Below are 20,046 nucleotides of genomic sequence, written 5' to 3' on the forward strand. Positions count from 1 at the left end.
ATGGGTCAAAAGGTTAATCCAATTGGTCTTCGTGTCGGCGTTATCCGTGACTGGGAATCTCGTTGGTTCGCTGAGAAAGATTACGCTACATTATTACATGAAGACATCAAAATCCGTGAGTACATTAATGTACGCTTAAAAGATTCTGCTGTTGCTAAAGTAGAAATCGAACGTGCAGCAAATCGTGTAAATGTTACAATTCACACTGCAAAACCTGGTATGGTAATTGGTAAAGGTGGTACTGAAGTTGAAGCACTTCGTAAAGCTCTTAACCAATTAACAGGCAAGCGTGTACACATCAACATTTTAGAAGTTAAGAGAGCTGATCTTAACGCTAAATTAGTAGGCGAAAACATCGCTCGTCAATTAGAAAACCGTGTATCATTCCGTCGTGCACAAAAGCAAGTTATTCAACGTGCTATGCGTGCAGGTGCTAAAGGTATTAAAACACAGGTTTCTGGTCGTCTTGGCGGAGCTGATATCGCTCGTGCAGAATCTTACAGTGAAGGAACTGTTCCACTTCATACACTTCGCGCTGATATTGACTATGCAGCAGTTGAAGCTGATACAACATACGGTAAATTAGGCGTAAAAGTATGGATCTACCGTGGAGAAGTCCTTCCTACAAAAAAGAAAGCTTCTGAGGAAGGAGGAAAATAATATGTTAATGCCAAAACGCGTAAAATATCGTAGAGAGCATCGTGGTAAAATGCGTGGTCGTGCTAAAGGTGGAACTGAAATTGCTTTCGGTGAATTCGGTTTACAAGCACAAGCTGCTTCATGGATTACAAACCGTCAAATCGAAGCTGCTCGTCGTGCAATGACTCGTTACATGAAACGTGGCGGTAAAGTATGGATTAAAATTTTCCCTTCTAAACCTTACACTGCAAAACCTCTAGAAGTACGTATGGGTTCCGGTAAAGGGGCACCAGAAGGCTGGGTAGCAGTAGTAAAACCTGGGAAAATTATGTTCGAAATCGCGGGTGTATCTGAAGAGGTAGCACGCGAAGCATTACGTCTTGCAGCTCACAAGTTACCTGTGAAATGTAAATTCGTAAAACGTGAAGAAAATGGTGGTGAATCTAATGAAAACTAATGATATTCAGTGAATTAACCACTGCCGAAATCGAAACAAAAGTTAAAGCTTTAAAGGAAGAGTTGTTTAATCTTCGCTTACAACTTGCTACAGGACAATTAGAGAATCCAACTCGCATTCGTGAAGTGCGTAAAGCAATTGCTCGTATGAAAACTGTAGTTCGTGAAAGAGAGATCGGAATTAATCGATAAATTGAGGGGAGGTTTGCATAGTGAGCGAACGTAACCAACGCAAAGTTTATACTGGTCGTGTAGTGTCTGACAAAATGGACAAAACGATTACAGTTTTAGTTGAAACTTACAAAACTCATTCCTTGTACGGAAAACGTGTTAAGTATTCTAAGAAGTACAAAGCCCATGATGAGCAAAACCAAGCGAAACTTGGCGATATCGTTAAAATCATGGAAACTCGCCCGCTTTCTGCTACTAAGCGTTTCCGTTTAGATGAAATCGTTGAAGAAGCGGTTATTATCTAAATAGACGAATCGGAATTTTTAGTCCGAAGGGAGGTTTCATAACATGATCCAACAAGAATCTCGTTTGAAAGTTGCTGACAACTCTGGTGCACGTGAACTTTTAACAATTAAAGTATTAGGCGGCTCTGGTCGTAAATATGCTAACATTGGTGACATTATCGTTGCTACGGTAAAACAAGCAACACCAGGTGGCGTTGTTAAAAAAGGTGACGTTGTTAAAGCAGTAGTAGTACGTACGAAGAGCGGAGCTCGTCGTCCGGACGGTTCTTACATCAAATTTGATGAAAACGCAGCGGTTATCATTAAAGACGATAAGAGCCCACGTGGTACTCGTATCTTCGGACCAGTAGCTCGTGAATTACGTGATAGCAACTTCATGAAAATCGTTTCTTTAGCTCCAGAAGTTCTATAATTTAAGGTATTGCCTTGCTAAGGAGGTGCAGAATTAAGATGCATGTAAAAAAAGGTGATAAAGTACAGGTAATCACTGGTAAAGACAAAGGAAAACAAGGCGTTATCCTTGTGGCTTTCCCAAAGCAAAACCGTGTTATCGTTGAGGGTGTCAATATCGTTAAGAAGCACTCTAAGCCATCTCAATTAAATCCACAAGGTGGAATTATTACTAAAGAAGCACCTATTCACGTTTCTAACGTTATGATTTTAGATCCGAAAACAGGTGAACCTACTCGCGTAGGCTTCAAAGTAGAAGATGGTAAAAAAGTTCGTATTGCAAAAAAATCTGGTGAATTATTAGATAAATAATTTTCTTAAGAAAGGAGGTCACTTCATTGAATCGCCTTAAAGAGAAGTTCCAAAAGGAAATTACTCCTGCTCTAGTGAGCAAGTTTAACTATAAATCTGTAATGCAGGTACCAAAAATCGAAAAGATCGTAATCAACACTGGTGTTGGTGACGCGGTATCTAACTCAAAAGCGTTAGACAACGCAGTAGAAGAATTAACACAAATCACAGGTCAAAAACCTGTTGTAACTCGTGCTAAAAAATCAATCGCTGGTTTCCGTCTTCGTGAAGGTATGCCAATCGGTGCGAAAGTAACTTTACGCGGCGAGCAAATGTATGAGTTCTTCGACAAATTAGTATCAGTTTCTTTACCACGTGTACGTGATTTCCGTGGTGTTTCTAAGAAATCATTCGATGGTCGTGGAAACTATACATTAGGTGTTAAAGAGCAACTTATTTTCCCTGAGATTGATTATGATAAAGTAAGCAAAGTCCGCGGTATGGACATCGTAATCGTTACTACAGCGAAAACTGATGAAGAAGCTCGTGAACTTTTAACACAATTCGGTATGCCATTCCAAAAATAATGGAAGCCAACGCTAAGTAGAGGAGGCGAAAACGTGGCTAAAAAATCTATGATAGCGAAACAAAAGCGTACTCCTAAGTTTAAAGTACAAGAGTATACACGTTGCGAACGCTGCGGTCGTCCGCATTCTGTATACCGCAAATTTAAACTTTGCCGTATTTGTTTCCGTGAACTTGCATATAAAGGTCAAATTCCTGGTGTTAAAAAAGCTAGTTGGTAAAACCCACAAATGGGAAGGAGGTAAAACACATGGTGATGACAGATCCAATTGCAGACATGCTTACTCGCATCCGTAATGCGAACATGGTACGTCATGAGAAATTAGAGGTTCCTGCTTCTAAAATCAAAAAAGAGATCGCTGAACTTTTAAAACGTGAAGGTTTCATTCGTGATGTAGAATACATCGAGGATAACAAACAAGGTATCCTTCGTATTTTCCTGAAATATGGTGCAAACAATGAACGTGTAATCACTGGATTAAAACGTATCAGTAAACCTGGCTTACGCGTTTACGCTAAAGCTGACGAAGTACCACGTGTACTTAACGGATTAGGTATCGCTCTTGTTTCTACATCTAAGGGAGTAATGACAGACAAAGACGCTCGTCAATTACAAACTGGTGGAGAAGTAGTAGCATACGTTTGGTAATATATATTTAAAACGAACGGAGGTGTGACCACATGTCTCGTATTGGTAAAAAGATTCTTGAAATCCCTGCAGGTGTTACTATTACAGTTGCAGAAGACAATACTGTAACAGTAAAAGGCCCTAAAGGTGAATTAACTCGTACTTTCAATGCTGATATGCTTATCAAAATTGAAGAGAATACATTAACAGTTGAGCGTCCATCTGAACAGAAGGAACACCGTGCATTACACGGTACAACTCGTGCTTTAATCGGAAACATGGTTGAAGGTGTAACTGAAGGTTTCGCACGCGGACTTGAATTAGTCGGTGTTGGTTACCGTGCTCAAAAACAAGGTGATAAACTTGTATTAAGCGTAGGTTATTCTCATCCAGTAGAAATGACTCCGGAAGCAGGTCTTGAAGTTGAAGTACCTGCACCAACTAAGATCGTAATTAAAGGTATCGACAAGCAACGTGTTGGCGAATTCGCTGCTAACATCCGTGCTGTACGTGCTCCTGAGCCTTACAAAGGTAAAGGTATTCGTTACGAAGGCGAAGTTGTTCGTCGTAAAGAAGGTAAAACTGCTAAGTAAACCCGTTAGGTGAGAGAAAGGAGTGACAAGAATGATCACTAAAGCTGATAAAAATGCGACTCGTAAGAAAAGACATGCACGTGTACGTGCTAAACTTACTGGTACTGCAGAGCGTCCACGTTTAAACGTGTTCCGTTCTAACCAACATATTTACGCTCAAGTTATTGATGATGTGAATGGTGTAACGTTAGTAAGTGCATCTACTCTTGATAAAGACCTTGCTCTTAACGGTACTAGCAATATTGAAGCTGCTACGAAAGTTGGAGAATCAGTTGCTAAGCGTGCTGTAGAGAAAGGCGTTAAAGAAGTAGTATTTGATCGCGGTGGTTACTTATACCATGGCCGTGTTAAAGCTCTAGCTGAAGCTGCTCGTGAGGCTGGATTACAATTTTAATGGTCAAAGGAGGGAAAATTGATGCATCGCATTGACCCAAGTAAATTAGAACTTGAAGAACGTGTAGTTACGATAAATCGTGTCGCGAAAGTTGTTAAGGGTGGTCGTCGTTTCCGCTTTGCTGCACTAGTTGTAGTTGGCGATAAAAACGGTCATGTTGGATTCGGTACTGGTAAAGCACAAGAGGTACCAGACGCAATCCGTAAAGCTATCGAAGACGCTAAGAAAAACTTAATCGCTGTACCATTAGTTGGTACAACAATTCCACACACAATCAACGGTCATTTTGGCGCTGGTGAAGTATTCTTAAAACCTGCTGCTGAGGGTACTGGTGTTATTGCTGGTGGACCTGTTCGTGCGGTCCTTGAATTAGCTGGTGTACAAGATATTCTTTCGAAATCTCTTGGTTCTAACACACCAATCAACATGATTCGCGCTACTGTGAACGGATTAAGCGAACTTAAGCGCGCTGAAGATGTTGCAAAATTACGCGGTAAATCTGTAGAAGAGCTACTAGGTTAAGGAGGGAAAACAAATGGCGAAAAAGTTAGAAATTACCCTCACTCGTAGTGTAATTGGTCGTCCACAAGATCAACGTGCGACGGTAGAAGCTTTAGGTCTTAAAAAGTTGAATTCAACTGTAGTTAAAGAAGAAACTCCTGCTATTCTTGGTATGATCAACAAAGTTTCTCACCTTGTAACTGTAAAAGAAGCTTAAGGATAACTCATTAATATAAGGAGGTGCCTGGGAATGAAACTTCATGAATTAAAACCTGCAGAAGGTTCTCGTAAAGTACGTAACCGTGTCGGTCGTGGTATCGGTTCTGGTAACGGTAAAACTGCTGGTAAAGGTCATAAAGGACAAAACGCACGTTCTGGCGGCGGTGTTCGTCTTGGCTTCGAAGGTGGTCAAACTCCATTATTCCGTCGTTTACCAAAACGCGGCTTCACAAACATTAACCGTAAAGAGTTTGCTATTGTAAACTTATCAACGTTAAATCGTTTTGAAGATGGTACAGAAGTAACACCTGAATTATTGCTGGAAACTGGCGTTATCAGCAAGTTAAACGACGGTGTTAAAGTTCTTGCAAGCGGAGCAGTAGAGAAAAAACTAACTGTTAAAGCGCACAAGTTCTCTTCAAGTGCTAAAGAAGCAATTGAAGCAGCTGGCGGATCAGTTGAGGTGATCTAATGTTTCGTACAATCTCCAACTTTATGCGCGTTGCTGAGATAAGACGTAAAATATTATTCACTTTAGCGATGTTAATCGTATTCAGGATTGGCACGTTTATCCCCGTGCCATTTACAAATGGAGACGTACTGAAGGCACAAGATCAATTAAATGCTTTAGGTATTCTAAATACATTTGGCGGTGGAGCCTTGAAAAACTTCTCCATCTTTGCGATGGGAATCATGCCGTATATTACAGCATCCATCATCAGTGCAATTATTGCAGATGGATGTTGTTCCTAAATTTTCGGAATGGTCGAAGCAAGGTGAAATGGGCCGTCGTAAATTAACGCAATTCACGCGTTACTTTACAAAGGTTCTTGCGTTTATTCAGGGGTTTGGTATGTCAATCGGTTATAACGGTATGGTAGGTGGACAATCAATTTTGAATCCAGGTTGGAGCACTTATTTATACATTGCTACGGTACTGACTGCTGGTACTGCATTTTTAATGTGGTTAGGTGAACAGATTACAGCTAAAGGTGTAGGTAATGGTATTTCCATCCTTATCTTTGGCGGTATTGCCGCAGCGATCCCAAGTGTTATATCTCAAGTGTATCAGCAACAGTTTCAAAATATCGGAGATCAATTGTTCATGAGTATCGTTAAAGTTGCATTGATTTTACTAGCTGTGCTAGCAGTTATTGTGGGTGTTATTTTCATTCAACAGGCTGTTAGAAAGATCCCAATTCAATATGCGAAGCGTGTAACAGGAGGAAATGGTGGTTATGCTGGAGCACAAAACACACATTTACCGCTTAAGGTAAATAGTGCTGGTGTTATTCCAGTAATTTTTGCTGTTTCATTCTTAATTACGCCTCCGACTATTGCACAGTTCTTCCCGAAACATGATGTATCGCAGTGGATTATTGCAAACTTTAACTATTCTCACCCAGTGGGAATGATCATATATGTTGCGCTCATTGTAGCCTTCACATATTTCTATGCATTTGTTCAGGTTAATCCAGAGCAAATGTCAGAGAATCTAAACAAGCAAGGTGGATATGTTCCAGGTATTCGTCCGGGTAAGAATACGGAACAATATCTAACAAAAATCTTGTATCGTTTGACCTTTGTAGGATCAATTTTCCTAGCAGCGATTGCAATCTTACCAGTTATCTTTACGAAATTGGGAAATCTTCCTCCATCTGCACAGATCGGTGGAACGAGTATGTTAATCGTTGTCGGCGTTGCTTTAGAAACAATGAAGCAGCTAGAAAGCCAACTGGTAAAACGCCATTACAAAGGGTTTATCAAGCAGTGAGTAAGTGGGAAGAATTGTCTTCCCTACATGCTCATGTACTCTGAGGGGGAACAAGGATGAACTTAATTTTAATGGGGCTTCCTGGTGCTGGTAAAGGTACACAAGCCGAACAGATTGTTGCCAAGTATAACATCCCTCACATTTCAACAGGAGACATGTTCCGTGCAGCTATGAAGGCTGAAACTGAAATGGGTCTACAAGCAAAATCTTTTATTGATAAAGGTGCACTTGTTCCAGATGAAGTTACAATCGGAATCGTTCGTGAACGTTTAAGTCAAGACGACTGCGTAAGAGGTTTCTTACTAGACGGTTTCCCACGAACTGTTGCACAAGCATCAGCTCTTGAAGAAATTATGAAAGATCTTGGCAAAAAAATCGACTATGTTTTAAACATTAATGTGGATTCAGGGTTGTTATTAAAACGCCTTACAGGCCGTCGCATTTGTAAAGAGTGCGGTGCGACTTACCACTTAGAATTCAATCCACCAGCAAAAGCTGATGTGTGCGATAAATGTGGTGGCGAATTATATCAACGCTCTGATGACAATGAAGAAACTGTAGCAAATCGTTTAGATGTAAATATTAAGCAAACAAAACCTTTGCTTGATTTCTACGAAGAGCTTGGTTACTTACAAAGCATTAATGGTGAGCAAGATATCAATAAAGTATTTGCTGATATCGATGTTCTCATCGGAGGCTTAGCGTAATGATAATCTGCAAAACTCCTCGCGAGATAGAAATCATGCGAGAAGCTGGCAGGATCGTTGCTTTGACTCATCAAGAGTTGAAACAGCACATTACTCCAGGAATTACAACGAAAGAGCTCGATCAAATAGCGGAAAAGACGATTCAAAAATATGGTGCTACGCCATCTTTTAAAGGATACAACGGATTTCCGGGGAGCATATGTGCTTCTGTAAATGAAGAGCTTGTACACGGAATTCCAGGGAAGCGCAAGCTCAAAGAGGGCGATATCATCAGTATCGATATTGGTGCGAAATACAATGGGTACCATGGAGATTCTGCATGGACGTATCCAGTTGGAAACATTTCTGAATCTGTTCAAAAGCTACTTGATGTCACAGAAAAATCGTTGTATCTTGGTCTAGAACAAGTAAAACCAGGCGAGAGATTATCAAATATCTCACATGCGGTTCAAACCCATGCTGAAGAGAATGGATTCTCGATCGTTAGGGAGTATGTTGGTCACGGAATCGGGCAAGACTTACATGAGGACCCTCAAATCCCGCACTATGGTCCACCAAATAGAGGCCCTAGATTAAAGCCGGGAATGGTCATCTGTGTTGAGCCGATGGTGAATCAAGGAAGACGATATGTAAAAACACTATCTGATGACTGGACAGTGGTAACGGTAGATGGTAAATGGTGTGCCCATTTTGAGCACACGATTGCTCTTACAGAAGCAGGATACGAAATCCTTACCACTTTATAAGTAGCTGGCTCTCCGGGATTTCAGAGCAGTGTAAAATGTTACTGATTTGAAGAAGGGAGAACTATTGAATGGCTAAAGATGATGTAATTGAAGTCGAAGGTACCGTTCTTGAAACGTTGCCAAATGCTATGTTCAAAGTAGAATTAGAGAATGGGCATGTCGTATTGGCTCACGTTTCTGGTAAAATCCGTATGAACTTCATTCGTATTTTACCAGGAGACAAAGTTACGGTAGAATTATCTCCGTACGATTTAAATCGTGGTCGTATTACGTACCGTTTTAAATAATATAGCACTCCGTAATCTTTAAGGAGGTTCGAGACATGAAAGTAAGACCGTCAGTTAAACCAATCTGCGAAAAATGTAAAGTTATTCGTAGACGTGGAAAAGTAATGGTTATTTGTGAAAACCCTAAACATAAACAAAAACAAGGTTAATCAGAAGGAGGTGCATTCGTAATGGCACGTATCGCAGGTGTAGATATTCCTCGAGACAAACGCGTTGTTATTTCTTTAACTTACGTATTCGGCATTGGTCGCACAACTGCTGAAAAAATTCTTGCTGAAGCAGGTATTTCTGAAGAAACACGAGTTCGTGATTTAACGGAAGACGAATTAGGACGTATCCGTGATATCATCGATCGTATTAAAGTTGAGGGAGACCTTCGTCGTGAAGTATCTCTTAACATCAAACGTCTAATGGAGATCGGTTCTTACCGTGGTCTTCGTCACCGTCGTGGTTTACCAGTTCGTGGTCAAAACTCTAAAAACAATGCTCGTACACGTAAAGGTCCACGTCGTACAGTAGCAAATAAAAAGAAATAATAAGTAAAGGAGGTTGAACTAACAATGGCACGTAAAACAAACACTCGTAAAAAACGTGTGAAAAAGAATATTGAAGCTGGTATAGCTCATATTCGTTCTACTTTCAACAACACAATCGTAACACTTACAGATACTCACGGTAACGCACTTTCTTGGTCTAGTGCTGGTGCACTTGGTTTCCGTGGATCTCGTAAATCTACTCCATTCGCTGCGCAAATGGCTGCTGAAACTGCTGCTAAAGCTGCAATGGAACACGGTTTAAAAACTTTAGAGGTTACTGTTAAAGGTCCTGGTGCTGGTCGTGAAGCTGCAATTCGTGCTCTTCAAGCTGCAGGTCTAGAAGTAACAGCAATTAGAGATGTTACTCCAGTTCCTCATAATGGATGTCGTCCACCAAAACGTCGTCGTGTGTAATTTTTCTGTATAGAATTTTCCCTTTTGTCTATAATGGATATGATGCATTATCGAGAAATTTCGTACAGAAACATCGCTTGTTGTGCACAATCGGGAACTGCCTAAGGGGGACTTTCGGTTAGACAGGGGTTATACCTTTGTTTAACCGGGGTTTCGACGTTTTGAAGGAGGGTTTAGTTAATGATTGAAATCGAAAAGCCGAAAATCGAAACGGTTGAACTTAACGAAGATGCTAAATATGGTAAATTCGTAATTGAACCGCTTGAGCGTGGATATGGTACTACTTTGGGTAACTCCTTACGTCGTATTCTTTTATCCTCACTCCCTGGTGCCGCTGTTACTGCTATCCAAATCGATGGCGTATTACATGAATTTTCAACAGTTGAGGGCGTAGTAGAAGACGTTACGACGATCATCTTAAACTTGAAAAAGTTAGCTCTTAAAATCTACTCTGAAGAAGAGAAGACGTTGGAAATTGATGTACAGGGCGAAGGTATTGTCACAGCTGCTGATATTACTCACGATAGTGATGTAGAAATCTTAAATCCAGATTTACACATTGCAACGTTAGCAAAAGATGCGCATTTCCGCGTGCGTTTAACTGCAAAGCGTGGCCGTGGGTATACGCCAGCTGATGCAAATAAAAGCGAAGATCAACCAATAGGAGTAATTCCTATTGATTCTATTTATACTCCAGTATCACGTGTGACTTACCAAGTGGAAAAGACACGTGTCGGACAAGTGGCTAATTATGATAAGCTTACGCTTGATGTATGGACGGATGGAAGCATCGGGCCAAAAGAAGCTATCTCTTTAGGTGCCAAAATCTTAACTGAGCATTTAAATATCTTTGTTGGTTTAACTGATGAAGCACAAAATGCTGAGATTATGGTCGAGAAGGAAGAAGATCAAAAAGAGAAAGTTCTTGAGATGACTATCGAAGAACTAGACCTTTCTGTTCGTTCTTATAATTGCCTAAAACGTGCAGGAATTAATACTGTACAAGAGCTTGCGAACAAAACAGAAGAAGATATGATGAAAGTTCGTAACTTAGGACGTAAATCCTTAGAAGAAGTTAAACATAAACTTGAGGAATTAGGTTTAGGTTTACGTAAAGACGACTGAGGATTTAAACCCATCAACAAAGGAGGGAACTACGAATGGCATACAGAAAATTAGGCCGTACAAGTGCGCAACGTAAAGCTATGTTACGTGATTTAGCTACTGATTTAATTATCAACGAGCGCATCCAAACGACAGAAACTCGTGCAAAAGAACTTCGTTCTGTAGTGGAAAAAATGATCACTTTAGGTAAACGCGGAGATCTTCATGCTCGTCGTCAAGCAGCAGCTTTCATTCGCAATGAAGTAGCTAACGCTGAGACTGGTCAAGATGCACTTCAAAAACTATTCGCTGATGTAGCTCCACGCTATGCTGAGCGCCAAGGCGGATACACTCGTATTGCAAAAATTGGTCCACGTCGCGGAGACGCAGCACCAATGGTAATTATCGAGTTAGTATAATGATAATTAAAAGGGCAGGACAGTTCTTTTCAAGAAACTGGTCATGGCCCTTTTTTTTAAATATAAAAATAGGCTAACTTGGCGAAGGAAAGGGTGCCTTCTATTGAAAAAAGAGAAACTTCGGATAGAAAATATATCATTTCAATATCCTGGGGCAGCCACTTATGCATTAAAAGATGTTTCATTTTCCTTATATGAGGGAGAATGGGTATCTATTATTGGACAAAACGGTTCAGGAAAGTCTACACTTGCAAAATTATTGAATGGTTTGTTTTTGCCAGAAGCAGGGACTATTACAGTAAATGATACAATGGTTTTATCAGAGGAAACGGTATGGGATGTTCGAAAACAAATTGGAATGGTATTTCAAAATCCAGATAATCAATTTGTTGGAACAACAGTGCAAGATGATGTTGTATTTGGCTTGGAGAATATCGGAATGCCAAGAGAACAAATGATTGAAAGATTAGAACAGGCCTTGCAACTTGTCCGTATGGAAGATTTTCTTAATGATGAGCCTCATTCCTTATCTGGTGGGCAAAAGCAGCGAGTGGCAATAGCAGGCGTTTTAGCACTTCAACCATCTATTTTAATATTAGATGAAGCAACGTCAATGTTAGACCCTCAAGGGAGACGTGAAGTAGTAGAAACGGTTAGACAACTTGTTACTCAAAAAGGTATTACCGTGTTATCAATTACGCACGATTTAGAAGAAGCGGCACAGTCAGATCGTGTCATTATTTTAAATAAGGGAGAAATATTAGAGGAAGGGACTCCAGAAAAAATTTTCAAATCCTCTCATATGCTCCAAGAAATTGGCTTAGATGTACCGTTTTCGGTGAAAATAGCAGAATTATTAAAAAGAAATGAAATTCTCTTGCAAAATACGCATCTTACAATGGAAAGCTTGGTGAACGAACTTTGGAGATTACATTCCAAAAAGTAGAACATCGTTATCAATATAAAACTCCATTTGAAAGACGCGCACTTTATGATGTAGACGTGTCGTTTCCAAGTGGGGGCTATTATGCCATTATCGGTCATACTGGTTCAGGAAAGTCGACGATGATTCAACATTTAAATGGTTTATTGCAGCCGACAAATGGTACAGTTCAAATTGGTGAACATTTGATTTCGGCAGGAAAGAAAGAAAAAAAGCTAAAGCCACTACGTAAAAAAGTAGGGGTTGTCTTTCAATTTCCAGAACATCAGTTGTTTGAAGAGACTGTGGAGAAAGATATTTGTTTCGGCCCTACTAATTTTGGAGTATCTGTAGACGAAGCAAGGCAAAAGGCTAGAAAGGCAATTGAACTTGTAGGGCTAGAACCAGAACTGTTAACACGTTCTCCGTTCGAATTAAGTGGTGGACAAATGAGACGTGTTGCTATAGCGGGTGTACTGGCAATGGAACCTGAAGTGCTTGTATTAGATGAACCTACAGCAGGACTAGATCCAAAAGGGCAGAACGAACTTATGGAGATGTTTTATAAGCTGCACAAGGAGAAGGGTCTTACAGTCATCCTTGTAACGCATAATATGGAGGATGCTGCTCAGTATGCGGAGCAGATTGTAGTTATGCATAAAGGAACGGTCTTTTTGCAAGGAAGTGCAGAGGAAGTATTTTCACATGCTGATGAACTAGAGAAAATTGGTGTGGATCTTCCTATGTCATTAAAGTATAAACGTGCAATTGAAGAGAAGTTTGGTATTTCAATTCCAAAGGCTACCTTATCTTTAGAGGATCTTACTCATGAAGTTGTGCAGGTGTTACGAAAAGGTGGTCATGAATCATGCAGCAGTTGATTATTGGGAGATATATCCCGGGGAATTCACTTATTCATCAACTTGATCCACGTACGAAGCTGCTGATTGTCTTTTTATATGTATTTGTTGTTTTCTTAGCAAATAATGCGATTTCATATGGATTTTTATTTTTATATGCACTCATTGCTTTATTTTTTGCAAAAGTGCCGATTCGTTATGTACTTTCGGGCTTAAAACCAATTTTATGGATTTTTCTTTTTACATTTTTCCTGCATATTTTTACAAATAAAGAGGGGGATGTACTATTCCAGCTTGGTTGGTTTTCGATATATGAAAAAGGATTAGAGCAAGGGATATACATTTCTGTACGATTCTTCGTTATTATTTTAATGACGACATTATTAACGTTAACGACGACACCTATTGAAATTACAGATGGTTTGGAGACGTTATTAAAGCCGTTGAAGCGTATAAAGGTTCCTGTTCATGAAATCGCATTAATGATGTCAATTTCTCTTCGTTTTATCCCGACATTAATGGATGAAACGAGTAAAATAATGAAAGCACAAGCGTCACGTGGTATTGATTTTGCCGGGGGACCGATAAAAGATAGAATGAAAGCTATTATTTCACTGCTCGTTCCTCTGTTTATCAGTGCTTTTAAGCGTGCAGAGGACTTAGCCATTGCGATGGAAGCTCGTGGATATCAAAGTGGTGAAGGACGTACTAAATTTAGGCAACTACGCTGGAAAACAAGCGATACAGTAACGATTGTCAGCTTATTTTGTTTAGCTTGTATTTTGGCATGGGTGCGATCGTAATGGAGAATAGAGAAATGGATAGAATAAAATGTACGGTTGCATATGATGGCATGCATTTTTGTGGTTATCAAATTCAGCCGAACCATCGTACTGTTCAACAGGAGATAGAAAAAGCATTGCAGAAATTGCATAAGGGAGAACTTGTTCGTGTTCAGGCATCTGGTAGAACAGATTCTACAGTTCATGCAAAAGGACAAGTAATACACTTTGATACTCCTTTGTCTCTTGAAGAGTGGCAATGGAGTAATGCTTTAAACACAATGTTGCCAGATGATATTGTTATTAGGCAAGTAGAGAAAAAAACAGAAGAATTTCATGCACGTTACGGTGTTGAGAAAAAAGAATATCGTTATCGTGTATTATTATCAAAGACTGCGGATGTATTCCGTAGAAATTACGTATATCAATATCCATATCCGCTCGAAATCAACTCTATAAGAAAAGCAATTCCTTATTTTATTGGAACGCATGATTTTACTTCTTTTTGTTCGGCAAAAACTGACAAAAAAGATAAAGTGCGAACAATTTATGAAATCGAGTTAATTGAACAAGATGATGAAATAATTTTTCGTTTTGTAGGTAATGGATTTTTATATAATATGGTCAGAATTATTGTTGGTACGTTACTTAGCGTAGGGCAAGGAAAGCTTGATCCTGATAGCATTCCAGAGATTTTAGCGAAACAAAATCGTCAGTTTGCTGGAAAGATGGCTCCAGGTCATGGGCTTTACTTGTGGGAGGTAAACTATAACAACTAATCCTGGTGTAACATTTGCTTGACATTAGAAACTCAAAAGTATATCATAACATATGGTATTGTTTCTAAAACCACGATTAGCCCCGGAAGGAAATCGTGTTTAAGATAAACAATAGATTTTTTCTATGGAAAAGATAACGAGGAGGGAAACACATGCGTACGACTTTTATGGCAAAAGCTAACGAAGTTGAGCGTAAATGGTATGTGGTTGATGCTGAAGGTCAAACTTTAGGTCGCCTTGCTAGTGAAGTAGCATCCATTTTACGTGGTAAAAACAAACCTACATTTACACCACACGTTGACACGGGTGATCATGTAATTATTATTAACGCTGAGAAAATTCATTTAACAGGTAATAAATTAAACGATAAAATTTACTACCGTCACACTAACCACCCAGGTGGACTTAAGCAAAGAACAGCTCTTGAAATGCGTACAAACTACCCTGTACAAATGTTAGAGCTTGCAATTAAAGGCATGCTTCCAAAAGGACGCTTAGGCCGTCAAGTTTCTAAGAAACTTAACGTGTATGCTGGAGCAGAGCATCCACACCAAGCACAAAAACCAGAAGTTTACGAACTTCGCGGATAATTAATTAAAGGAGGGCTTACTTTGGCACAGGTTCAATACTATGGCACTGGACGTCGTAAGAGTTCAGTAGCGCGCGTACGCCTAGTTCCAGGCGAAGGACGCGTTATCATTAACGGTCGTGATTTTGAAAACTATATCCCATTTGCTGCATTACGTGAAGTAGTGAAACAACCTCTAGTTGCAACAGAAACTTTAGGTAACTACGATGTACTTGTAAACGTAAATGGTGGTGGATACACTGGTCAAGCTGGTGCTATTCGTCACGGTATTTCTCGCGCTTTATTAAAAGCTGATCCAGAATACCGTCTAACACTAAAACGTGCAGGTCTATTAACTCGTGACGCACGTATGAAAGAGCGTAAAAAATACGGTCTTAAAGGCGCACGTCGTGCACCTCAGTTCTCAAAACGTTAATTTTTGCGAACTACAAACCCCAACCATTTTGGTTGGGGTTTTTTTATGTTTCATTCCTCTTTTGCAATTTTTATAGCTTGGAATATTTTAGTGCTACCGCCGCGCGTATGCTTCTTCTTTAGAAGTTTAGACTAATACGTATTAGGGAGGTTTATATGTACTATGAATGTCATTGTCAGCTTACAAGAAAAACAAAAAGAAAAGCAGTTAAAATACGAGCGGAAGATGTTGCGGGAATTATCATTAAAAACATTGCGTTCAAATATTCGTGATGCCTTTCAAATGCAAGAGCTTCATCGTCAGTATGAAGATTACTGTATTGAATTAGGGATAGAATCTTATTTATTAGGAGCGAGATACAGTAAATTTGGTTATTATGGTGAATCGTTTTTTGATGTGAAATATAGAGCTTTAGAAGAAGAACAACAATTAACTGAAACGCTATTTCAATTTTTAACGAGTATGACTATGCGAGAAATAAAGTTGAAAGATGAGGAGTTACTTTTTGAATCTTGTCAGCAGTTTATAGGATTGTGGTGGCAAGAAGGGTATGAAAAAGGTGAAAGAAGATATCGATTAAAGCTTCATTAAGACAAGCATAAACTTTCCTCTTGTCCCATATAAGTAATTAGAGGGACTAGCTGGAGGAGGAAAGGTATGAAGAGAATTCGAATTATCTCTTTTGCACTCGCTGCGGTTGTATTGTTTTTTTTAGTCAAGCAAGAATTTCAAATTACAAAATCGTGGCGAGCTTGGAATTTACCCTTATCAGGGAAAGTAATTGTATTAGATGCTGGGCATGGTGGACCAGATGGAGGGGCTGTTGGTGGAAAGGATATTATAGAAAAGGATATTACGCTTGAAATTACAAAAAAGGTACAAGACTATTTACAAGAACAAGGTGCACTAGTTATTTTAACGCGTGAGGGAGATTATGATTTAGCTAACAAAGATACAAAGTCATATAGTAGACGTAAAGCAGAGGATTTAAAAAAACGTGTAGAAATCATCAATAAACCTGATGTAGACTTTTTTGCAAGTATTCATTTAAATGCTTTAACTAGTAGTGGATCGAAAGGTGCACAAACGTTCTATTACCGCTCTTCGATTGAAAATGAACGTGCTGCAAAATTTATACAGGCTGAATTGAGAACAAGTTTAGAGAACACGAATCGTTCTGCTAAGACAATTTCGCATGTGTATTTATTAAAGTATTCTAAAACACCAGGTGCTTTAATTGAAGCCGGCTTTTTATCGAATGTGAACGAAAGGTATATGTTAAATTCGGAGAAATATCAGCAAAAGGTAGCAGCTGCAATATACCGTGGTATATTACGTTATTTCACGGAAAAAGGAAATCCTCCAGAATAAGGAGGATTTTTTTGAGCTTCTCTCGTTAACGAAGTTTTCGGAAAATATGTTATACTGGAAATGTAAACGCATTTATTTCAAGAATACGCAGAGATAAATTCAATTAACATTACGTTATTTTTCATACAGGGGGCTGGGCTAATTATGGTAACGAAAGAGCAAGTGGTTGAAGCGTTAGAAGGGATTGTAGATCCGTTTTTACATAAAACATTAAAAGAAACAAGTGCAATTAAAGAGGTAACAGTCAAGCCAGAGAAGGAACATGTGAGTGTTAAAATTGCAATCGTAAAAACCGGTACAGCGGAACAAATGCAGTTGCAGTCTGGAATTGTAAAGTTAGTAAAAGAACTTGGGGCAGCAACAGTTGGACTTCGTTTTGCAGAATTTACAGAAGAGGAATTGGCTCAGTTTGCACCGGAACAAGAAGAAGAGCAAAGTGAATCTTTATTGTCACCTAACTCAAAAACAACATTCTTAGCAGTAGCGAGTGGAAAAGGTGGCGTGGGAAAATCAACTGTTTCCGTTAACCTTGCAGTTGCTTTAGCTCGTTTAGGAAAAAAAGTTGGTATTATTGATGCGGACATTTACGGTTTTAGTGTGCCAGACATGATGGGGATAGAAAAACGTCCTATCGTAAGAGGTGACAAGATAATTCCGGTGGAACGTTTAGGTGTAAAGGTAATCTCAATGGGCTTCTTTGTAGAGGATAATGCACCAGTTATTTGGAGAGGACCTATGCTTGGGAAAATGTTAAACCACTTCTTCACAGAAGTAGAATGGGGCGATTTAGATTATTTAGTACTAGATTTGCCACCAGGCACAGGTGATGTTGCGTTAGATGTGCACTCAATGTTGCCATCTTGCAAAGAGATTATTGTAACGACGCCTCATCCAACAGCTGCGTTTGTAGCAGCGCGTGCTGGAGCGATGGCATTGCGCACTGAACATAGTATTCTTGGTGTTGTTGAGAATATGGCATATTTTGAAAGTAAGGTAACTGGTGAGAAAGAATATGTATTTGGAAAAGGCGGGGGAGATAAGTTAGCTACCGAATTACAAACAAATGTTCTTGGTCGTATTCCACTGCAACAACCCGATTGGAATAAAGAAGACTTTGCTCCTTCAGTATATGAAGATACACATACAACGGGCATTATTTATAGTAAAATAGCTGAAACAGTAATTGATAAAACAGCTGTTACACAAAAATAAAGTGAAACTTTAATCAGTGGGGTTCACCTGTTACTGACAACAATAAGGCTTTTGTTGCTAGTAAACCTTTCGCTTAATTAGAGGGGTCCATTTTGTCTGTTAATAGCAAGATAAAGTAATAACGAGTGGACAATATATATATTATCCACTCGTTATTATAGTTATTATTTTTTACTGTTCTTCCTTCTTCTCGCCTTGAGAACCACCGTCACCGCCTGCTTCTTTCTTACCAGATCCGCCTTTTTCAGCTTTTTGCACACCTTTACTAATGATATCAATCATCTTGGCTTGGAAGAGTGGACTTTCAGCAGTTTCTGTTAGTACTTGTTGTAGATATTGACGGTATTCTTTACTCTTCATTGTTTGTAACATCATTTTTTCTACTTCAGGATTTTTCATAATTTCTATAACGCCTGCTTGGTATTCAGGGTCTTTTAATAAGGTTTTCATTAATTGAGTTTGTTCTTTCCCCATACTTTTAGCAAATTTTGATGAGAACTCAGGATCTTTAAAGAGCTTTTCCCAGAATTGTTGGCCTTTATCGGATACCATGGCATCTTCAATCGTTTTCTTTACTACTGTTTCATCTAGTATGAGTGCTTGTTTCATTTTTTCATCAGTTAATACATCTTGAATAGCTTTCTTACCTTGATCTGTTTTTAAAATATCAACAATCATTTTCTTTGTTTGATCGTAATCTAGTTCGGATTTCGTTTCTTTTCCTTGTGCGCATGCTGCAAGTGCGATAAGTAGAAAAGAAGAAACGAAAATGAATAGCATCCGTTTCATAAGTTGGAACTCCTTTCAGCACAGTTCTCTCTTTTTAATATAAATATCTTTAAGGAATTTATACATGAACATGGCTAGCTTTTTGAAATTGTCATTGATACAATTTAATTAGAAATATAAGGATAATGGGGGATGTGTTGTGAATAGCCGCAAGTGGGTACGACTATTTTTAACGACGTTGTTTCTTGGTGGGATTAGCACAGTTATTATTGGTTTTGTTTTGGAGTGGGACAAGTACAATAAATTTTTTCAAAATTTCGACGGTAAGGAGATTTTAGCAGTATCTTTCTGGCTGATGGGTGTAGGATTTATTTTTAGTGTTATAAGTCAAATGGGATTCTTTGCATATTTAACAATCCACCGTTTTGGACTAGGGATGTTTCGCTCATCTTCTTTATGGAATGCAGTCCAGCTCTTCTTTATTGCATTCGTATTATTTGATTTTGTGTATTTAAGATCTGTACTTATTGCAAATGGGGAAGTCTCGTTAGGGAATAATATACTTGTTGCTGGAATGTTATTTGTGTTTGGAGCAATTGTTGCTTATGTAAAAAGTAAAGAAACAAATAAAAAAGCATTTGTGCCAGCTCTGTTCTTTATGGTTGTTGTAACGATCCTTGAATGGGTACCGGCGCTTCGGATTAATGATACAGATTGGTTATATTTAATGGTTATACCGCTATTGTTATGTAATGCATATCAATTACTTGTATTACATCGTTTAATCGGAAAAACAAGTAAATCAGCTTAATAGAGAGGTTTTATACAACATCAGTTATAATGTTGTAAATGGTATGATTAAAAAAGCTCTACCACCTTCTTGAAAGGTAGTAGAGCTTTTTATGCGTGAAGAGTAGTAGGGAAGAAGCTACTTCACATCTTCACTTTTCGTACTTGTGTTGGAAATAAGTTGTGAAACGGATATTTGCTCATATCCATCACTTTTTATTTTTTGCAGGAGCAGCGGTAAAGCTCTATTTGTTTGAAGGGCAGAATCGGATGCGTGTAATAACACGATATCTCCACCTTTCAAATTATTAGAGACAGTGGAAACGATGTTATTTACACCTGGGTTTTTCCAATCGTTTGAATTATTACTCCAATGTAC

The 20,046-nt window shown here is 38.9% G+C and carries 33 protein-coding genes and 2 pseudogenes (1 of these 35 only partly in view); 33 read left to right on the plus strand and 2 right to left on the minus strand.

What is annotated here, in order from left to right; genetic code table 11:
• The 32 genes and pseudogenes from rpsC to BC_RS00855 all read left to right on the plus strand — a co-directional run bounded on the left by rpsC (position 1) and on the right by BC_RS00855 (position 18,149).
• Positions 1-660 (plus strand): 30S ribosomal protein S3, encoded by a 660-nt coding sequence (gene rpsC, locus BC_RS00700; RefSeq protein ID WP_000529956.1) that lies wholly within the window; start codon positions 1-3, stop codon positions 658-660.
• Position 661: 1 nt separating this feature from the next.
• Entirely contained in the window at positions 662-1,096 is a 435-nt protein-coding gene (rplP, locus tag BC_RS00705; protein ID WP_000928969.1) for a 50S ribosomal protein L16, read from the plus strand.
• Positions 1,086-1,287: pseudogene (rpmC, locus tag BC_RS00710) on the plus strand (50S ribosomal protein L29). The gene rplP and the pseudogene rpmC overlap by 11 nt, the downstream one beginning before the upstream one ends.
• A 20-nt stretch (positions 1,288-1,307) precedes the next feature.
• Positions 1,308-1,571, plus strand: coding sequence for a 30S ribosomal protein S17 (gene rpsQ / locus BC_RS00715; RefSeq protein WP_000004105.1), 264 nt, complete (start codon positions 1,308-1,310; stop codon positions 1,569-1,571).
• Between the two features lie 43 nt (positions 1,572-1,614).
• Entirely contained in the window at positions 1,615-1,983 is a 369-nt protein-coding gene (gene rplN / locus BC_RS00720) for a 50S ribosomal protein L14 (RefSeq protein WP_000615912.1), read from the plus strand.
• Between the two features lie 38 nt (positions 1,984-2,021).
• Positions 2,022-2,333 carry a 50S ribosomal protein L24 gene (gene rplX / locus BC_RS00725; protein ID WP_000558200.1) on the plus strand — a complete coding sequence of 104 codons (312 nt, stop codon included), beginning with the start codon at positions 2,022-2,024 and terminating at the stop codon, positions 2,331-2,333.
• Between the two features lie 26 nt (positions 2,334-2,359).
• A complete protein-coding gene (rplE, locus tag BC_RS00730) occupies positions 2,360-2,899 on the plus strand; it encodes a 50S ribosomal protein L5 (protein WP_001080831.1) in 540 nt (179 codons plus the stop codon).
• A gap of 33 nt (positions 2,900-2,932) precedes the next feature.
• Positions 2,933-3,118 carry a 30S ribosomal protein S14 gene (gene rpsN, locus BC_RS00735; RefSeq protein WP_001085700.1) on the plus strand — a complete coding sequence of 62 codons (186 nt, stop codon included), beginning with the start codon at positions 2,933-2,935 and terminating at the stop codon, positions 3,116-3,118.
• 29 nt (positions 3,119-3,147) lie between these two features.
• On the plus strand, positions 3,148-3,546 hold the full coding sequence (gene rpsH / locus BC_RS00740; RefSeq protein WP_000245511.1) for a 30S ribosomal protein S8: 399 nt from the start codon (positions 3,148-3,150) through the stop codon (positions 3,544-3,546).
• Between the two features lie 32 nt (positions 3,547-3,578).
• Positions 3,579-4,118 (plus strand): 50S ribosomal protein L6, encoded by a 540-nt coding sequence (rplF, locus tag BC_RS00745; RefSeq protein ID WP_000086558.1) that lies wholly within the window; start codon positions 3,579-3,581, stop codon positions 4,116-4,118.
• A 31-nt stretch (positions 4,119-4,149) separates the two neighbouring features.
• Positions 4,150-4,512, plus strand: coding sequence for a 50S ribosomal protein L18 (rplR, locus tag BC_RS00750; protein ID WP_000628816.1), 363 nt, complete (start codon positions 4,150-4,152; stop codon positions 4,510-4,512).
• Between the two features lie 21 nt (positions 4,513-4,533).
• Positions 4,534-5,034 (plus strand): 30S ribosomal protein S5, encoded by a 501-nt coding sequence (gene rpsE, locus BC_RS00755; RefSeq protein WP_000554646.1) that lies wholly within the window; start codon positions 4,534-4,536, stop codon positions 5,032-5,034.
• 13 nt (positions 5,035-5,047) lie between these two features.
• A complete protein-coding gene (rpmD, locus tag BC_RS00760; protein ID WP_001085234.1) occupies positions 5,048-5,230 on the plus strand; it encodes a 50S ribosomal protein L30 in 183 nt (60 codons plus the stop codon).
• A gap of 33 nt (positions 5,231-5,263) precedes the next feature.
• On the plus strand, positions 5,264-5,704 hold the full coding sequence (gene rplO, locus BC_RS00765) for a 50S ribosomal protein L15 (RefSeq protein WP_000766081.1): 441 nt from the start codon (positions 5,264-5,266) through the stop codon (positions 5,702-5,704).
• A pseudogene (secY, locus tag BC_RS00770) lies at positions 5,704-7,006 on the plus strand (preprotein translocase subunit SecY). Before rplO ends, secY begins: the two are co-directional and overlap by 1 nt.
• A 56-nt stretch (positions 7,007-7,062) precedes the next feature.
• The gene (locus BC_RS00775; protein WP_001048989.1) at positions 7,063-7,713 is read left to right on the plus strand and encodes an adenylate kinase; all 651 of its coding nucleotides are present in this window, start codon (positions 7,063-7,065) and stop codon (positions 7,711-7,713) included.
• Positions 7,713-8,459, plus strand: a complete 747-nt coding sequence (gene map, locus BC_RS00780) for a type I methionyl aminopeptidase (protein WP_000582539.1) — start codon at positions 7,713-7,715, stop codon at positions 8,457-8,459. The genes BC_RS00775 and map overlap by 1 nt, the downstream gene beginning before the upstream one ends.
• A 68-nt stretch (positions 8,460-8,527) precedes the next feature.
• Complete coding sequence (infA, locus tag BC_RS00785) at positions 8,528-8,746, plus strand: translation initiation factor IF-1 (RefSeq protein WP_001029884.1); 219 nt, start codon at positions 8,528-8,530, stop codon at positions 8,744-8,746.
• Between the two features lie 35 nt (positions 8,747-8,781).
• Positions 8,782-8,895, plus strand: a complete 114-nt coding sequence (gene rpmJ / locus BC_RS00790; protein WP_000868344.1) for a 50S ribosomal protein L36 — start codon at positions 8,782-8,784, stop codon at positions 8,893-8,895.
• Positions 8,896-8,916: 21 nt separating this feature from the next.
• Entirely contained in the window at positions 8,917-9,282 is a 366-nt protein-coding gene (rpsM, locus tag BC_RS00795; protein ID WP_000090788.1) for a 30S ribosomal protein S13, read from the plus strand.
• Between the two features lie 24 nt (positions 9,283-9,306).
• A complete protein-coding gene (gene rpsK, locus BC_RS00800) occupies positions 9,307-9,696 on the plus strand; it encodes a 30S ribosomal protein S11 (RefSeq protein WP_000101798.1) in 390 nt (129 codons plus the stop codon).
• Positions 9,697-9,876: 180 nt separating this feature from the next.
• Positions 9,877-10,821, plus strand: coding sequence for a DNA-directed RNA polymerase subunit alpha (locus tag BC_RS00805; protein ID WP_000569643.1), 945 nt, complete (start codon positions 9,877-9,879; stop codon positions 10,819-10,821).
• A gap of 35 nt (positions 10,822-10,856) precedes the next feature.
• Positions 10,857-11,219, plus strand: a complete 363-nt coding sequence (gene rplQ, locus BC_RS00810) for a 50S ribosomal protein L17 (RefSeq protein WP_000331490.1) — start codon at positions 10,857-10,859, stop codon at positions 11,217-11,219.
• A 103-nt stretch (positions 11,220-11,322) separates the two neighbouring features.
• The gene (locus tag BC_RS00815; RefSeq protein ID WP_000711757.1) at positions 11,323-12,165 is read left to right on the plus strand and encodes an energy-coupling factor ABC transporter ATP-binding protein; all 843 of its coding nucleotides are present in this window, start codon (positions 11,323-11,325) and stop codon (positions 12,163-12,165) included.
• Entirely contained in the window at positions 12,141-13,022 is an 882-nt protein-coding gene (locus tag BC_RS00820) for an energy-coupling factor ABC transporter ATP-binding protein (protein ID WP_000406535.1), read from the plus strand. Before BC_RS00815 ends, BC_RS00820 begins: the two co-directional genes overlap by 25 nt.
• Positions 13,010-13,804, plus strand: a complete 795-nt coding sequence (locus BC_RS00825) for an energy-coupling factor transporter transmembrane component T family protein (protein WP_001186526.1) — start codon at positions 13,010-13,012, stop codon at positions 13,802-13,804. Before BC_RS00820 ends, BC_RS00825 begins: the two co-directional genes overlap by 13 nt.
• 14 nt (positions 13,805-13,818) lie before the next feature.
• Positions 13,819-14,562, plus strand: a complete 744-nt coding sequence (gene truA / locus BC_RS00830) for a tRNA pseudouridine(38-40) synthase TruA (protein WP_002164804.1) — start codon at positions 13,819-13,821, stop codon at positions 14,560-14,562.
• A 152-nt stretch (positions 14,563-14,714) separates the two neighbouring features.
• Positions 14,715-15,152 (plus strand): 50S ribosomal protein L13, encoded by a 438-nt coding sequence (rplM, locus tag BC_RS00835; RefSeq protein ID WP_001260793.1) that lies wholly within the window; start codon positions 14,715-14,717, stop codon positions 15,150-15,152.
• Positions 15,153-15,173: 21 nt separating this feature from the next.
• Positions 15,174-15,566: a 30S ribosomal protein S9 gene (rpsI, locus tag BC_RS00840; RefSeq protein ID WP_000079986.1), complete on the plus strand. Its 393-nt coding sequence runs from the start codon at positions 15,174-15,176 to the stop codon at positions 15,564-15,566.
• Positions 15,567-15,728: 162 nt separating this feature from the next.
• The gene (locus tag BC_RS00845; protein ID WP_001101005.1) at positions 15,729-16,157 is read left to right on the plus strand and encodes a DUF2521 family protein; all 429 of its coding nucleotides are present in this window, start codon (positions 15,729-15,731) and stop codon (positions 16,155-16,157) included.
• Between the two features lie 66 nt (positions 16,158-16,223).
• The gene (gene cwlD / locus BC_RS00850) at positions 16,224-16,937 is read left to right on the plus strand and encodes an N-acetylmuramoyl-L-alanine amidase CwlD (RefSeq protein ID WP_000822439.1); all 714 of its coding nucleotides are present in this window, start codon (positions 16,224-16,226) and stop codon (positions 16,935-16,937) included.
• Between the two features lie 144 nt (positions 16,938-17,081).
• Positions 17,082-18,149: an Mrp/NBP35 family ATP-binding protein gene (locus BC_RS00855; protein ID WP_000256628.1), complete on the plus strand. Its 1,068-nt coding sequence runs from the start codon at positions 17,082-17,084 to the stop codon at positions 18,147-18,149.
• A gap of 171 nt (positions 18,150-18,320) precedes the next feature.
• Here the strand turns inward: BC_RS00855 and gerD are convergent, their stop codons facing one another.
• Positions 18,321-18,938, minus strand: coding sequence for a spore germination lipoprotein GerD (gerD, locus tag BC_RS00860; protein ID WP_000827295.1), 618 nt, complete (start codon positions 18,936-18,938; stop codon positions 18,321-18,323).
• A gap of 139 nt (positions 18,939-19,077) precedes the next feature.
• Here gerD and kbaA point away from each other — a divergent pair, with 139 nt between their 5' ends.
• The gene (gene kbaA, locus BC_RS00865) at positions 19,078-19,689 is read left to right on the plus strand and encodes a KinB signaling pathway activation protein KbaA (protein ID WP_001088527.1); all 612 of its coding nucleotides are present in this window, start codon (positions 19,078-19,080) and stop codon (positions 19,687-19,689) included.
• Between the two features lie 117 nt (positions 19,690-19,806).
• Here the strand turns inward: kbaA and pdaB are convergent, their stop codons facing one another.
• Positions 19,807-20,046: the 3' portion of a polysaccharide deacetylase family sporulation protein PdaB gene (gene pdaB / locus BC_RS00870; protein ID WP_000464703.1), read on the minus strand. Its footprint extends 525 nt past the window's final position; the window shows 240 of its 765 coding nt (coding positions 526-765); its start codon lies off the right edge, out of view; its stop codon occupies positions 19,807-19,809.

It is taken from the genome of Bacillus cereus ATCC 14579, assembly GCF_000007825.1.
In the GTDB taxonomy this organism is placed as follows: domain Bacteria; phylum Bacillota; class Bacilli; order Bacillales; family Bacillaceae_G; genus Bacillus_A; species Bacillus_A cereus.